13 protein-coding genes are annotated in these 13,186 nt (G+C 67.0%); 6 read left to right on the forward strand and 7 right to left on the reverse strand.

The features are described from left to right. Window positions 1–31 precede the first annotated feature (31 nt). From OG718_RS31610 to OG718_RS31630, 5 genes are all read right to left on the reverse strand, one after another. Window positions 32–946: a hypothetical protein gene (locus OG718_RS31610; protein ID WP_328845790.1), complete on the reverse strand. Its 915-nt coding sequence runs from the start codon at window positions 944–946 to the stop codon at window positions 32–34. Between the two features lie 69 nt (window positions 947–1,015). Beyond that, window positions 1,016–2,296 carry an enoyl-CoA hydratase/isomerase family protein gene (locus OG718_RS31615; RefSeq protein WP_328845791.1) on the reverse strand — a complete coding sequence of 427 codons (1,281 nt, stop codon included), beginning with the start codon at window positions 2,294–2,296 and terminating at the stop codon, window positions 1,016–1,018. 2 nt (window positions 2,297–2,298) lie between these two features. After that, the gene (locus tag OG718_RS31620; protein ID WP_143643485.1) at window positions 2,299–2,598 is read right to left on the reverse strand and encodes a hypothetical protein; all 300 of its coding nucleotides are present in this window, start codon (window positions 2,596–2,598) and stop codon (window positions 2,299–2,301) included. 408 nt (window positions 2,599–3,006) lie between these two features. Further along, the gene (locus OG718_RS31625; protein WP_328845793.1) at window positions 3,007–3,372 is read right to left on the reverse strand and encodes a hypothetical protein; all 366 of its coding nucleotides are present in this window, start codon (window positions 3,370–3,372) and stop codon (window positions 3,007–3,009) included. Further along, the gene (locus OG718_RS31630; protein WP_328845794.1) at window positions 3,369–3,626 is read right to left on the reverse strand and encodes a hypothetical protein; all 258 of its coding nucleotides are present in this window, start codon (window positions 3,624–3,626) and stop codon (window positions 3,369–3,371) included. The genes OG718_RS31625 and OG718_RS31630 overlap by 4 nt, the downstream gene beginning before the upstream one ends. Window positions 3,627–3,793: 167 nt before the next feature. Here OG718_RS31630 and OG718_RS31635 point away from each other — a divergent pair, with 167 nt between their 5' ends. From OG718_RS31635 to OG718_RS31655, 5 genes are all read left to right on the forward strand, one after another. Then, window positions 3,794–4,084, forward strand: a complete 291-nt coding sequence (locus OG718_RS31635) for a GntR family transcriptional regulator (RefSeq protein WP_143643488.1) — start codon at window positions 3,794–3,796, stop codon at window positions 4,082–4,084. Window positions 4,085–4,293: 209 nt separating this feature from the next. After that, a complete protein-coding gene (locus OG718_RS31640) occupies window positions 4,294–4,419 on the forward strand; it encodes a hypothetical protein (RefSeq protein ID WP_328845795.1) in 126 nt (41 codons plus the stop codon). Window positions 4,420–4,474: 55 nt separating this feature from the next. Next, on the forward strand, window positions 4,475–5,122 hold the full coding sequence (locus OG718_RS31645) for a hypothetical protein (protein ID WP_306939383.1): 648 nt from the start codon (window positions 4,475–4,477) through the stop codon (window positions 5,120–5,122). A gap of 143 nt (window positions 5,123–5,265) precedes the next feature. Continuing rightward, entirely contained in the window at window positions 5,266–9,798 is a 4,533-nt protein-coding gene (locus OG718_RS31650) for a DUF6531 domain-containing protein (RefSeq protein WP_328845796.1), read from the forward strand. Further along, window positions 9,782–10,297, forward strand: a complete 516-nt coding sequence (locus OG718_RS31655) for a hypothetical protein (protein ID WP_143643493.1) — start codon at window positions 9,782–9,784, stop codon at window positions 10,295–10,297. Before OG718_RS31650 ends, OG718_RS31655 begins: the two co-directional genes overlap by 17 nt. A gap of 37 nt (window positions 10,298–10,334) precedes the next feature. Here OG718_RS31655 and OG718_RS31660 read toward each other — a convergent pair whose 3' ends face one another. Both OG718_RS31660 and OG718_RS31665 read right to left on the reverse strand, forming a co-directional pair. Further along, a complete protein-coding gene (locus OG718_RS31660) occupies window positions 10,335–11,207 on the reverse strand; it encodes a hypothetical protein (RefSeq protein WP_143643494.1) in 873 nt (290 codons plus the stop codon). Between the two features lie 83 nt (window positions 11,208–11,290). Continuing rightward, window positions 11,291–12,016: a hypothetical protein gene (locus OG718_RS31665; protein ID WP_143643495.1), complete on the reverse strand. Its 726-nt coding sequence runs from the start codon at window positions 12,014–12,016 to the stop codon at window positions 11,291–11,293. A 437-nt stretch (window positions 12,017–12,453) separates the two neighbouring features. Between OG718_RS31665 and OG718_RS31670 the strand changes: the two genes are divergently transcribed. Further along, window positions 12,454–13,173 (forward strand): hypothetical protein, encoded by a 720-nt coding sequence (locus OG718_RS31670; RefSeq protein WP_143643496.1) that lies wholly within the window; start codon window positions 12,454–12,456, stop codon window positions 13,171–13,173. The last annotated feature ends 13 nt before the right edge of the window (window positions 13,174–13,186 follow it).

Genomic DNA, 13,186 nt, shown 5'->3' on the forward strand with positions numbered 1-13,186 from the left:
GAGCCGTTCTGGTCAGGCGTAGGGGCAGAGGTCAGAGGTCTTCCGGGCGGACGTCTTTCGGTTGTACCTGGGCCCCGTCCGAGTTCATGATCATGCTGCGGCTGTTGGAGCCGAAGAAGGAACTGAGTTCGCTCGGCACCGGAACCTCAACCCGGTAGTGGCCGGAGGGGCGGCGATCGACCACAGGCGTTCCGACGTCCGGGGCGTGAGCTGTGGCGACGAAGTCCTCGACAGCGCTTCGCTGTGCCGGAGTAAGACTGCCCAAGGGGACGAGGTCGAGAGGGTGGAGGAGATACCGGGTGAGTTTTTCTCGTCTGAAGCTGCTCAACCTGCACCACGAGGCGTCTGTGAAGGAAATCTTCACGTCTTGCCCGTCTTTGAAATCCCGACGCTCGATTCTCCCGATGTGGGATCGAGGGATCTCCCAGAGGGTTTCGTCCTCGATGAGCTTGTCATCCTTCTTGTGGTATAGGAGACCTACGATGACCAGTCGACGGTCTGTGACGATCGCGTGCGTTCGGTAGTGCTTTTCGCCCGAGCGGCCGGGATCCAACTGCCAGGGCAGGGTGCGGGCAATCGTGCCGGGTGCGGCCCACAGGACCGGGAAGTCCTCAACCTCGTCTGCGCGGTCGTCCGATGTGTCCTTGCCGGAGGTGTCGCCGTAGGTGCCACTGATATTTCCGCCGGCCGAGCCGAGGATGCCCATGACGGCGGCACCCAGCGCCATTGCCGCACCCTTTATGGAGTTTCGTGCGACCGACTCTCCTGTTGAACGGGGCGTGTACGCGGGTCCCTCGGGCCAGCCCGGCAGCTCACCTTGGATGTCATTGCGCTCCGCGTCCCGGAACCATCGCATGCCTCGCACGCGCATTGCCGCGCCGGACGCGAAAGTGATCGGAGTACGGCCCAGAAGTGTCTCGCCCGGTTCGGGCTGCCAGATGTGCATGTCCTTACGCCTTCTCCTACGTGGCGGCTTTGTGGACGTCGTCGTACGTGCCCACTCTGTACCGGCTGCTCAGCTACCCGATGCCGACTTCTCGAACTGGTCGCCGGGGAAGAGTGCCTCTCCTACATGCTGGTGGATACTAGTGATCTTGGGGAGGATCTTGGCTCCGGCGTCGATTGCGATACCGGCTCCCATAGGATTGATGCTCACGCCGGGAATCAAGTTGAGCCCCTTGGAGCCGACCCACTGGCCCTCGTGATATCCAGCGCTGGCAAGTCCTCCCATCCGCGACATCAAGCCGCTCGTCGCATGCTCGACCTTCCAGACATCAGTTGACTTACCGCCGATTTTCACCAGACCTGCCTTGCCGAGGCCACCAGTCAGGCCCTGTGCCTTCTCACCGAATGCCATAAGGATTCGTGAGTTGCCGATCGAGCTGGCTTGGAAACCCTCGCCCAGAGCGGCTGCCTTGGCGAGCGCCGGAGTCTCGCCGACCACCTTGATGCCCTTGCTGAACATACCGATCCCCGGCATCAATCCCACGGCGTCCAGCCCGATCTGCATCCAGCTCACATCGGCTCCGGCGGCCTTGGCCACTCCGTGCGCCACCAGTGCCAGCCCACTCGCGATGAGTGCAGCCGTACCGAAGATCGCTGCCAGCGGAGGGAAGGGCAGCGTGATGATCGCCAGCAGACCCAGAACGGCCGTCAGATCACTAAGCAGATCGCCGATCAGCTTGATCATGTCGGCGTGGTCCTTGATCCACTGACCGGTGGCGTCCCACGCGTCCGAGACGCCCTTGGTGAGCTTGTCCCAGAAGCCGGGCTCGTCAGGTGCGATGTCGCCGGCCTTGTCGAGTTCCTTGCTTATGTTGCCGGCGGCCCGTTTGTAGCGGTCCTCCAGGTCGTGGACCTTGCCCGTGATCTCGTCGACCGCGCCGGAGGCCTTGCCGAGTTCCTCGCTGCCCTTGCCGTCGCCTTTCGCGTCGGCTTTCTGCTGGGCCGTCTCCCTGGCTTCCAGCTTCTCCCCGGCGGACTTCTCCAGCCGGTTCGCCTCGTCCTGGAAGTCGAGGAGTTCGTTCGCCCACCGGTGCAGGGCGCGCGAGGCCTTGTCGAAGGAGTCGTGGCTCTTGCGGATGAGCGGGGTGACGTCCTTGCCGACGTACTCGGTGAAGGCGACCGCGGTCTTGCCCTTCCAGGCACCGGCCTCGATCCGCTCCAACTCGCGGAGAGTGGTGCCGAGGTCGCTCGCCAGACCGCCCAGCTTCTTGGCGAGGTCCCGGGTGTCGTCGACGTCTCCCGGCGTCGGGTCCCAGCCTATGTTCGGAAAGGCGGGGCGCTTGCCGGCCACGATTACTTGCCCTTCTTCTTCGTCTTGAGGGACTCGGCGAGATCGTGATCGAGCTTGCCGAACTCCTCACCTATCTTGTTGATCATCTTCACGGCGCCCTGAGTGTGCTTGCCGAGCTGCTTGATGCCGTAGCCCCAGTCGTCGGCGAATTCGTGGACCTCCTCGACGAGTTTGCTTTGGCCGACCGCGGAGCCGTCGGCGCCACGGAGCGTGCGGCGCGCGGTGTCCATCCGGTCGCTGATCGTCGAGAAGGTCTTCTTCAGGTCTTCGAAGACGGTGTCTTCGAGACGGAGGTCACTCATGTTGTGGTCCGGGTTCCCTGAGTGGTTTGTATGTGGGGGGAGGGGCTGAAGTTGGCGTCGTCGTCTGCGAGTTCGTCGTCGCTGCCGGACCGGTCGCCGTCGCTTGCGCCCTCAACCCCGCAAGCCGCCGGCAACAGGGTGGTGAACGCGGCAGCAACCGGCAAAGTGCGGCGCTTCACAGTGGACTCCCCGTGAGACAAAAGTGCAGTCGAGAGCAACGACCGTATCCGTGGGGCGATCATTTTCGCTACAGCGAACTTCCCTGCACAGTCGGGCGGATGAGGACCAATCGGGGCAAGCGCATGGCCCTCGTGGCCTGATCGTGTCTGGGCACACAGCGGCCCCGAACGCGGGGTGCGCGTTCGGGGCCGGGAGGTGGTGACGGGTGTCGGCTGACGGTTGCCGGGGTCAGGCTTCCTGAACCGTGCTCCGCTCTCGCGTCCGGCAGCGCGGGCATCCGCACGGTGGATACGCCGATGTGTGAGGGAGTGAGTCGGTCCAGCTGCCCGTACGGACTTCGACCTTGCCCCGGTCGTCGGTCACGGCGCCGTCCGCGTCGACCGTGTAGACGCGGAGGGTGAGACGGGAGCGGCGGCGGGGAGCGGGCTCCGGGAGTTCCAGTACGTCGGTCATGGGTGGGTAGAGGTCGGCGCACTCCGAGCATGCGTACACGTTGAAACCCGGCCCCGTCGCCGCGTGCACCTCGTGGACGAGTACCGGGTGGCTCGTCGTGCGGTGGCAGCGGGCGCACATCCGTACGGCGGGGCGCGTCATCGGGCGGTCACCGGGACGCCGTGGATGCGGTCCGGGCCGATGTCGATGCCGAGCGTGGCGAGATAGAGGGCGCGGCGGCGTTCGCGTTGGCGGCGGTGTTCGGCGGCGCGGCCGCGGAGGACTCCGCTGAAGCGGGGCGGTGGGACGGGGGTGAACCGGAGGGGCGGGATCACTCCGAGCCGGTGGCGGCCTCGGGGGTGGGGGGTGCAGATGCTCAGCATTCGGGAGAGGCATCGGAGGGTAAGGTCCAGCACGTTGGCGCTCCATTTCAAGGGTTAAGCGTCGGCCATGCCCCGGGACGGTTGCCTCCGTCGCCGGGGTCTTTCGTGCAAAGAGCCTACATTGCTGCGCATGTCAGTGCATAGCAGTACGCAGCAATAGGACCATCACTGCAGCTCAATGCTGTTTTACGGTGGTTGTTATGGCAGCAGAGACTGGCGATTCACCGATCGATCCCAACAAGATCGCGTACGTCTATATGCAGGTGGCCGACCACATTGCTGCCCGCATCGCCTCGGGCGACCTGAGCCCGGGAGCGCGGCTGCCCGGTGAGCGGGATCTGGGTACGGAGTATGGAGTCGCCTACCTGACCGCCCGCCGAGCAGTCCGCGAACTCCGCGAACGAGGCCTCGTCGTAACGCTCCCCGCGAAGGGCACCTTCGTCGCGTATCCCGAGGCCGACGAGCCCGTAGGCAGGGGCCAGGAGCAGTAGCACGCCAGAGCGAATGTGTCCCGCCTCGTCTGTGCCCTCGGATCGGCGGGACTCGGCTGGCTCGCCCCCGCGGTCCCGCTGAAGTCCTGGGTCGGCGGGCGGACGGTACAAGGATCTCGCCGACGCTCTCCGAGGGCGATGGCTGCCGCTCGGCCTCGAAGGGCGACATCCTGCGCGTCCGGTACGACCCCGAAGGCGTCGCCGGCCCGGTGACCGACGCCGAGTCCGACTCGTACGGAGGATTCATCGCCGCCCTCGTCCTCGCCGCCGTGGCGATGGGCGCCTGGGGGAGTGTACGAATGAGCCGCTGGGACCGCGCGTACGCGGCCTCGTAGGCTTACGCGCACATCAGTACTGCAGTTTGCTTCGGAACCGGGGGAGATCAACCACATGGCCCGCTACATGGAGACGCTCACGATCGAGCGCGGCGGCTTCCTGATCAAGGTTCCGGAGTCGTGGTGGGAGTTCGACGTGCGGCCCGAGTCGCGGGACGACTCGATCCGGCGGATGGTGGCCGAACGGGTGCGGCAGCAGCCCGAGTTGGCCAAGTACCAGGACACGTACACCGCCTTCCTCCGGAAGGCCGCGGCGGACGCCTGGAAGTCGGGCGCGCTGTACTGCGGCTGCATGGCCGAGAGTTTCGGCGGCGACACCCCCATCACCGGCTCGATCACCGTCTCGCTCGTCGGCGGGCGTACGCAGGCCGGCGAGCCCCTCTCCACCGACCCGCAGGTCATCGCGAGCCAGCTCGCCGTGCGGGAGGCCAAGAAGGAGGGCGACGCGTGGCGGAAGGTCACGACGGTCGACATCCCCGGCGTCGGCACGGCCGCGCGGACGTACGGCATCGAGGACATCCCCGTACCCGACGACGCCCTCAAGCGCACCATCCGCGCCGTGCTCATGCAAACGTTCATCCCCGTCCCGGGGCAGGAGGGCAAGGTCGCCCTCGTCGCGGGCAGCAGCCAGGTGCTCGACCTCGCCGACTCGTTCTTCGACATCTTCGACGCGATCACGTCGACGTTCCGCTTCGCGGAGTAGCCGGCGGACCACGGCGGCGGAGGGCCGTCGTGACCGTGAGGTAGCCCCGCCATCATCGTGACCTTTTCATCGAACGCCCGTACCCAGTAACTTCACTTGTGCGTATGTGTGGTTGACGGGGTTGGCGTGACGGGGGTTGCGGCGTGGCGGGTTATCGGCCGACGGACTGGCATGTGCTGGATCTGGAGAAGGATCCGACGCCGGGGGATCCGGTCCGGGTGAAGTCGTTGGCGAAGAATCTGCACGACTTCGCGGACGATGTGCAGGACGCTCTGCGTCTGGTGAAGGGGATGGCGGACGAGGACGCCGTCCTGACGATGGTGGGCAAGACGGCCGATGTGTTCCGGGATGAGTTCTCCGGTGTCCCGAAGAACTTGAAGAAGCTGAAGAAGTCGTACGACCTGGCCGGGGACGCGCTTGCGGCGTACTGGCCCGAACTCGAACGCGCCCAGGCCCTCGCCGACAAGGCGCTGGCCCAGGGGCGGGAGGCGCAGGCGGACCTCTCCTCCGCCAAGTCCCGTCTCTCCTCGGCCGATTCGTGGGTCACCCGCGCCAACAAGGAAGCGGACAAGTACAAGGACGACCCGGGGTCGGCGGGCAAGGATGTCCCCAAGCCGGACGAGTCCAAGGTCCGCGCCGCCACCCGCGACGCCCAGAGCGCCAAGGACGCCCACACCTCCGCCCAGTCCGACGTCACCACCGCGCAGAACGCGCTCGATGCCGCGAAGAAGATGGCCGGGGACGCGCGGAAGATGCGCGAGGACGCGGCCGGTGACGCCAAGCGGAAGCTGGACGAAGCCTCCGACGCGGGCATTCAGAACCGCAAATGGTACGAGGAGGTCGGGGACTGGTTCGTCGACAACTGGGACACCATCGTCGCCGTCTGCAAGGTCGTCGTCGCGGTCCTCGGTGTCATCGCCCTGATCATTGGCGGGCCGATCCTGGGCGCGATCGTCCTCATCGCGGCACTCGTGGTCCTGGCCGACACCCTCAACAAATATATGAAGGGCCAGGCATCCCTGTTGGATGTGGCCTTCGCGGCGCTGGACTGCATACCCGGGATGAAAGGCCTGACGACTCTTGGCGGACTCGCCAAGGGGCTCAAAGGGCTCGGCAAGCTAGGCCTGAAAGGTATGGCGAAAGGCCTCGGGAAAGGGCTGCGCCGCGGAGGTGATGACGCGCTCGCCAAGAGCAAGCCCACGAAGGGGCGTTGCAAGGGTGGCGACCCGATCGACATGGTCTCCGGCGAGATGCTCATGGAGCAGACCGATGTGGTGCTGCCCGGGCTGCTCCCGCTGGTTCTGCGTCGTACGCATCTGTCGACGTACCGGTGGGGCCGCTGGTTCGGCCCGTCCTGGGCCTCCACGCTCGACGAGCGCCTGGAACTCGATGCCGAGGGAGCGCTGTTCGCCACCGAAGACGGCATGATCCTGGTCTATCCCGTGCCGTCGCCCGGCACTTCGGTGCTGCCTGTCGAGGGGCCGCGGTGGCCGCTGGACTGGGACGGGGCGCCCGGCGCCCCCATCCGCATCACCGATCCGCAGACGGGCCATGTTCGGCACTTCGCCCCGGTCGGCAGATCCGCGCCCATGGATGAGGCGTTCACCCTGCCGCTGGCCGCGATATCCGACCGCAACGGCCACCGCATCGAGTTCGACCGGGCCGATGACGGCACGCCCGTGGCCGTTCGGCACACCGGTGGCTATCACGTCGACGTCGACGTCGAGAACGACCGGATCTCCCGTCTGCGGCTGCGCAACCCGGAGGACGGCCCGGACGGCACCACCCTGCTGCGCTACGCGTACAGCGACGGCGATCTGACCGAGATTCACAACTCCTCCGGCCTGCCCCTCCGGCTGACCTATGACGACCACGCGCGCATCACGTCCTGGACCGACCGCAACAACTCCTGGTATCGCTTCACCTACGACGGCCAGGACCGTTGTGTACGCGGCGAGGGCATCGACGGCATCCTCGGCTGCACCATCGAGTACGACACCGAGCGCCGGGAAACGCGTTACACCAACTCGCTCGGGCACACGACCACACACTCCTACAACGAACTCCTCCAGCGCACGGCCGTCACCGACCAGCTCGGCAACACCACCCGCAGCGAATGGGACAGGCACAACCACCTTCTCGCCAGCACGGATCCGCTGGAGAACGTCACGCGTTTCGCCTACGACGACGTGGGCAATCCGACCGCGATCCACCACCCCGACGGCACGATCGAAACCGCCGAGTACAACGAGTGGCACCAGCCGACCGTGGTCGTCGACGCCGACGGGGCGATCTGGCGGCACGACTACGACACGCGGGGCAATCGGATCGCCACGACCAACCCCGCCGGATTCACGACCAGTTACACCTACGACGACCAGGGCCGCCCCTCCGAGGTCGTCGACCCGCTGGGCCGCACTCGGCGTTTCGTAACCGACTCGGCGGGCCTGGTGGTCGCCGCCGCTGACCCGCTCGGCAACTCCGCCCGCATCGAGCGGGACGCGTTCGGGCGGCCCAGGACGGTAGAGGACGTCCTGGGCCGTGCGATCCGCATGGGATGGTCCGCCGAGGGCAAGCTGCTCTGGCGCACGACACACGACGGCCGACGTGAGCGGTGGACGTGGGACGGCGAGGGAAACCTCGTGGACCACACGGATGTCGCGGGGCGTGCCACCCGCTTCGCGACCGGCCCTTTCGACCTGCCGCGTGCACGGACCGGGCTCGACGGAAGGTCGTACTCCTTCACGTACGACACCGAGAGGCGTCTGAGCCGGGTCACCAACCCACAGGGGCTCTCCTGGTCCTACGCGTACGACGGGGCCGGCCGTCTCGTGTCCGAGACCGACTTCAACGGCCGGTCGATCACGTACTCCCACGATGCCGCGGGGAACCTCACCTCACGAACCAACGCGGGCAGCGAGACCGTCCGGTTCACCCGCGACGCCATGGGACGGACCACATCCCTGGAGACCGCCGACGAGACGACGACGTACGCGTACGACGCTGTCGGCCGGCTGATTCACTCGGTCGTCCATTCGGCTGACGAGGATGTCGAACTCCGTGTCGACCGGGATGCGTTGGGCCGCATCGTCGCGGAGAGCGTGAACGGACGCAGCACGGCGTACGCGTACGACGCGATCAGCCGACGCGTGTCCCGGACAACGCCGAGCGGGCACGTTTCCACGTGGTCCTACGACGACGCCGACCTGCCGGTGTCCCTGGAGACGGCGGGGCGGACGCTCACCTTCAGCCACGACGTCCTCGGCCGTGAGACCGGCAGGCGCCTTGGTGACGCGTTCGCCCTCACCCAGACATGGGACTCGGTCGATCGGCTCATCGGCCAGACCGTCGAGGCACACCCGGACAGTGTGACGGAGCTCCTTCAGGAACGCGTCTTCACTTACGAGGTGGACGGACGCCTGGCCGGGATCACCGACCGGTCGGCCGGAGCGCGACGCTTCGACTCCGAGCCCGACGGACGCATCACCGCGGTCGTCGCCTATGACTGGACCGAGCGATACGCCTACGACGGAGCAGGGAACGTCACCCACGCCGAGACACCGGGCGACGGTGCGGCGGAAGGGGCCCGGGAGTTCACCGGCACGCTCGTCCGGCGCGCCGGACGCACCGTCTACGAGCACGACGCTCAGGGCCGACTCGTCCGCAAGACGCGCCGTCTGCTCAACGGCCAGTCGCGCACGTGGACATACACCTGGAACACCGAAGACCGGCTGATCGGGACGGTCACGCCGGACGGACACCGGTGGAGTTACCTCTACGACCCCATCGGCCGCAGAATCGCCAAGCGGCGCGTGGCCGAGGGCGGCGAAACGCTCCAGGAGATCAGGTTCAACTGGGACGGCACCCGGCTCGCCGAACAGGTCGACGACACTGGCCGGGTCCAGACCTGGGACTACACGCCGGGGAGCCACCGACCGATCGCCCAGACGGTCGGGGACGGCGACACCGACACCCGCTTCTACGCCATCGTCGCGGACCTCGTGGGTGCTCCCACCGAACTCGTCGACGAGGACGGTGACGTCGCCTGGCGGCGGCTCGCCACGGTCTGGGGCTCCGGCGTCCGGGGCGACCCGGCCCCTGCGGAGCCCGGCGCCGTCGACTGCCCACTGCGGTTCCCCGGCCAGTACGCCGATCCTGAGACCGGCCACTACTACAACTACCACCGGCATTACGACCCCGAGACAGCCCGCTACATATCGCCGGACCCGCTCGGTCTTGAAGCGGCACCGAACCATCACGGGTATGTGGCCACACCCCAGCAGAGCTCCGACCCGTTGGGCCTGGCTCCGGACGATTGTGTTCCAGAGGGGATGGATCCGGAGTTCCCGACCATTCGGCTGGAGAATTACCGGGGACGGTTCCAGGCAGCGCTGCACCGCGACGGCCGACAGCGACTGCCCGCTGACTGGGACGCGCATCACGCGATACCCCAGGAGTATCGTGGGCACCCCGATTTCGCAGACTTCGATTTCGACCACCCGTCGAACATGCGGGGAATTCTTGGTAGCAGGTCGGGGGGGCGTGCAACCAATCACCATCAGGACATAACCAACCACTGGGCAGACTTCCGGACCGCGAACCCGAACGCGTCGCGGGCCGAGATCGAGAGTTTCGCCCGGACGATCGATGAGGGATTCCGTGACTATTACTGGTGAGTGGATCGGCGAATGGGCCGGGCGTATGGACGCGCTCGCATCGACCTTCATGGAGCAGTTCACGTCCAAGTTCGGCTACCCGCCGGACGAGAACTACGTGGCTCGTGCCTCGACTTCTGGATCCGAGGAAATCACGGGCGTCGGCGGCGTGCCCGAGGATCTGGTCACGTTCTACCGATACGTGGAGCGGGTCAGTCTTCCGGACGTGGGCTCGGGGTTCTTCGTCCACCCGGAAGCCCAGACGGTGGCCGGGTTGCGCGGGGACCTGCCGACGCGGATCGTCGGCTCACGCGAGGACTCCGTCGTGGTTTTCGGGTCCGACGGCGGAGGGGCCCTGTTCGCCCTGAGCACCACCGACGGCTCGACCGTGTACCGCCTGCCCCCTTCCCGAGTCGAAGGGGATGTCTACACAGAAGGGCCGATCCCGTGCGAGATCGCCGCTCCGGACCTGGCCGGCTGTCTGTCTCTCCTCGAACGTGAACTGCGGGCGGGGATCTAGCAGTCCGCGATGCTGGGGCCTGCTTCAGCGGTGCCGGTCAGTCCGACGTGTCCGTGATCGTGAACAAGTCCCCGGCGGTCGTGACCGTGAGCGAGCGTCTGAGCCAGGTCCGGAGGACTTCCAGATCGATGCAGTCCGTGATCCGGGCGCGTACGTCGTCCGGGACCTCGATGCCGCGCTCGTCCAGGACCACCAGAATGTCCTCGACGCGGCCTTCCGCACGCAGGCGCTGGGACGTCTCCGAACGGAAGAAGGAGAGGTCGACGGACATCAGATGCCTCCAGATCTTGGCGGACGGCATGGTGCCGAGGCCGAGTTCGGTGAGTTCGGCGAAGATACGCGCGGTCTCTTCGTCGATGGTCTTCAGGGCGGCGGCCAGGGCTTTCAGTATGGCAGTGGCGTTGTCGTCCTTGCCATGAGTGATGGCGGAGAGTGTGGCGAGGGGGATGTCGCGGGCCGCGGTGGACGGGTCGGTGATGGCCGGGACGTTGTGCGGGCCCAGGACGAGGGGGCGGAGAGTGAGGGTGCGCCACTGTCGAGGGCCGATGGTGATCGGCTCGGCGGCCCATGTGGCGGTCGCCTTGTCCTGGCAGGTGATGAGCAGGACGGGCGGGATGCGGTACTTCGCATAGAGGTGGGCGATGTAATAGGCCCAGCTGGCGGGCTTGTCCGGATCCCTCTTGCCCTGGGCCTCGACGACCAGGAGGTGGCTCTCACCGGAGGCGGTGTCCAGTCGCAGGAGGGTGTCGACCCGTCGCTCCAGCGGTTTGATCTCGGTGAGGTCGGTGGGCATGAGGGACACCGCGACCGGGTCCGGGAACGGGAGGTCGAGGGCCCGAAAGGTCCGCGCGAAAGCGCCGGGGTCCTCCTGGAAGATGCGGTGCATCGCCTCGTGGGATGAGCTGACCATGTGGCGGACGGTAGTGGCCACAGGTCAGGGGCGGTTTGGCATATGTCTATGACTCACTCGTACGGGCGAGTCATGGACAGGCCTCAACCCAGCTTCGCGTTCTGCGCCTCGACCACGACCGCCGCCAGCTTCGTGTCGCTCGGCCTCGACTCCGCGATCGCCCTGCCGTCCACCGAGAAGTAGACCGCGATGACGTCGTCGCGGCGTACGGCGGCCGAGTGGAGCGTGTGTGTGGTGCCCAGGACCGTCATCGTGGACTTGAAGGCGAGGGACTCGTCGCCCGCCTTGGTGGTCGGTTCCGCGGTGACCGAGTCGTACGGGCTGGTGCCGCTCTTCGACTTGGCGGTGAAGCCGTCGCCGCAGGAGGCCACCGCCTTGGAGAGGCCGGTCATGGCCGACTTCGCTCCGCCGTCCTCGTAGGTGGTGAGCGTGACGTAGGTGTAGCCGCCGTTGAGGCCGTCCTTCGAGGCGACCCGCGTGAGGTCCGCCTGCGGTTCGCCGAGCGGGAGTTGGTTCATCGCGTACGCCAGCGGGGCGCACACCTTCTTGTCCAGGGTCACCTCGTCCGGGGACTTGGCGAACACGAACTCGTCGGAGGGCTCCTCGACCGCGTACTCGCCCACGTCGGCCTTCGTGATCATGAGCTTCGCCAGGCGCTCCGCCGGACTCACCTCCTCGGCCTTGGAAGCCGTGGCCCCGGTCCCGGGCTTGCCGGCCGCGTCCGTCTCCGAGTCGCCGCCTCCGCAGGCGGTCAGTCCGGCGAGTGCGGCGACGGTGAGCGCGGAGGCGGCGAGGGCGGATCGCTTCATGTGGGGGAGGGCTCCTTGGTTTTCGCGAGGCGACGGACGGGGCCGTCGTCCGCGCGGCTGAAGATCGCTGGAGATCCTTCCACGCCCCCGTCCCACCCCCGTGAGCGAGTAGTGCAGACCTGATGGACGGAGCGTGACGAACTCGCGTCTGAGCAGGACCGGATGATTCGCTCGTGCACAGCGGCAGCCCCGTACGCAGGCCCTTCCTCAACCGGGAACCGAACGCCCCGCGTTGCGCGTGGATAACGTCGGGGCGTGTGAGCTTCACGGCCCCGGGCGCGCCTTGAGGGGCTTATGCGCTGCTGATACGGTGCGATGACTTGACACTCATTCCGGCCGTGGCTATTCGACCAGGTCGGGCGGTACGCCCGGTGCGGCCGAAGTGTTCCAAGTGTCCTGAATGACGAAACCTTCTTGGGTGTACGGGGAGCGGTTGCGTGAAGATCCAAGAGCGTACGGGGGCGGGCAACAACCGTTCCGCTGCGCCGGTTCAGCCGACGATGGGGGAGCGCCTTCCCTCGCCGCCTCGCGAGCGCAAACCCGCGCTGGCCGCGCTCGCGGTCCTGCTGATCCTCGTGGGTGCGCTCGGGGCGACCATGCTGGTGCTGCGCGCCGGCGACCGTATCGAGGTCGTGAAGATCACGCAGCCCATCCCCGCCGGGGAGTCCGTCACCGACGCCAACACGACCTCGGTCATGGTCGCGGCCGACGACAGCATCCACTACGTGGAGTGGTCCCAGCTGGCCGGGCTGAAGAAGCTGAAGGCCGTCAACGCGATTCCCAAGGGTGTCGTCGCCGTCGGCGAGATGTTCGGAAAGAAGAGCGCGCTCCCGGCAGGCAAGGCCTCCGTGGGCCTCGCCCTCAAGGAGGGCCAGTACCCCGCGAACATCAAGGCCGGTGACATCGTGGCCGCCTACCGCGTCGGCGACGACAGCGGCAGTTCCAACTCCGACGAGGGCAACTCGACCGGTACGCCGAGCAGCAACGCCCTCATCGTCGACGACGCGCGCGTCAACACCAAGAGCAGCGACGACGACTCCACCATCAGCACCGGCAACCTCGCCCTCAGCCTCCTCGTGGACCAGTCCGACGCCGCCGCCCTCGCCCAGGCCGCCGCCGCGGGCGAAGTCGCTGTCGTCCTCGTCCCCGGCAACTAGCGGCAAGAGAGTC

Origin of the sequence: Streptomyces sp. NBC_00258, assembly GCF_036182465.1 — a bacterium.
Lineage (GTDB): Bacteria > Actinomycetota > Actinomycetes > Streptomycetales > Streptomycetaceae > Streptomyces.

Coding starts and splice junctions, on each gene's coding strand:
- OG718_RS31610 (WP_328845790.1), bottom strand. CDS start 946: ATGCACATCTGGCAGCCCGAACCGGGCGAGACACTTCTGGGCCGTACT.
- OG718_RS31620 (WP_143643485.1), bottom strand. CDS start 2,598: ATGAGTGACCTCCGTCTCGAAGACACCGTCTTCGAAGACCTGAAGAAG.
- OG718_RS31625 (WP_328845793.1), bottom strand. CDS start 3,372: ATGACGCGCCCCGCCGTACGGATGTGCGCCCGCTGCCACCGCACGACG.
- OG718_RS31635 (WP_143643488.1), top strand. CDS start 3,794: ATGGCAGCAGAGACTGGCGATTCACCGATCGATCCCAACAAGATCGCG.
- OG718_RS31645 (WP_306939383.1), top strand. CDS start 4,475: ATGGCCCGCTACATGGAGACGCTCACGATCGAGCGCGGCGGCTTCCTG.
- OG718_RS31660 (WP_143643494.1), bottom strand. CDS start 11,207: ATGGTCAGCTCATCCCACGAGGCGATGCACCGCATCTTCCAGGAGGAC.
- OG718_RS31665 (WP_143643495.1), bottom strand. CDS start 12,016: ATGAAGCGATCCGCCCTCGCCGCCTCCGCGCTCACCGTCGCCGCACTC.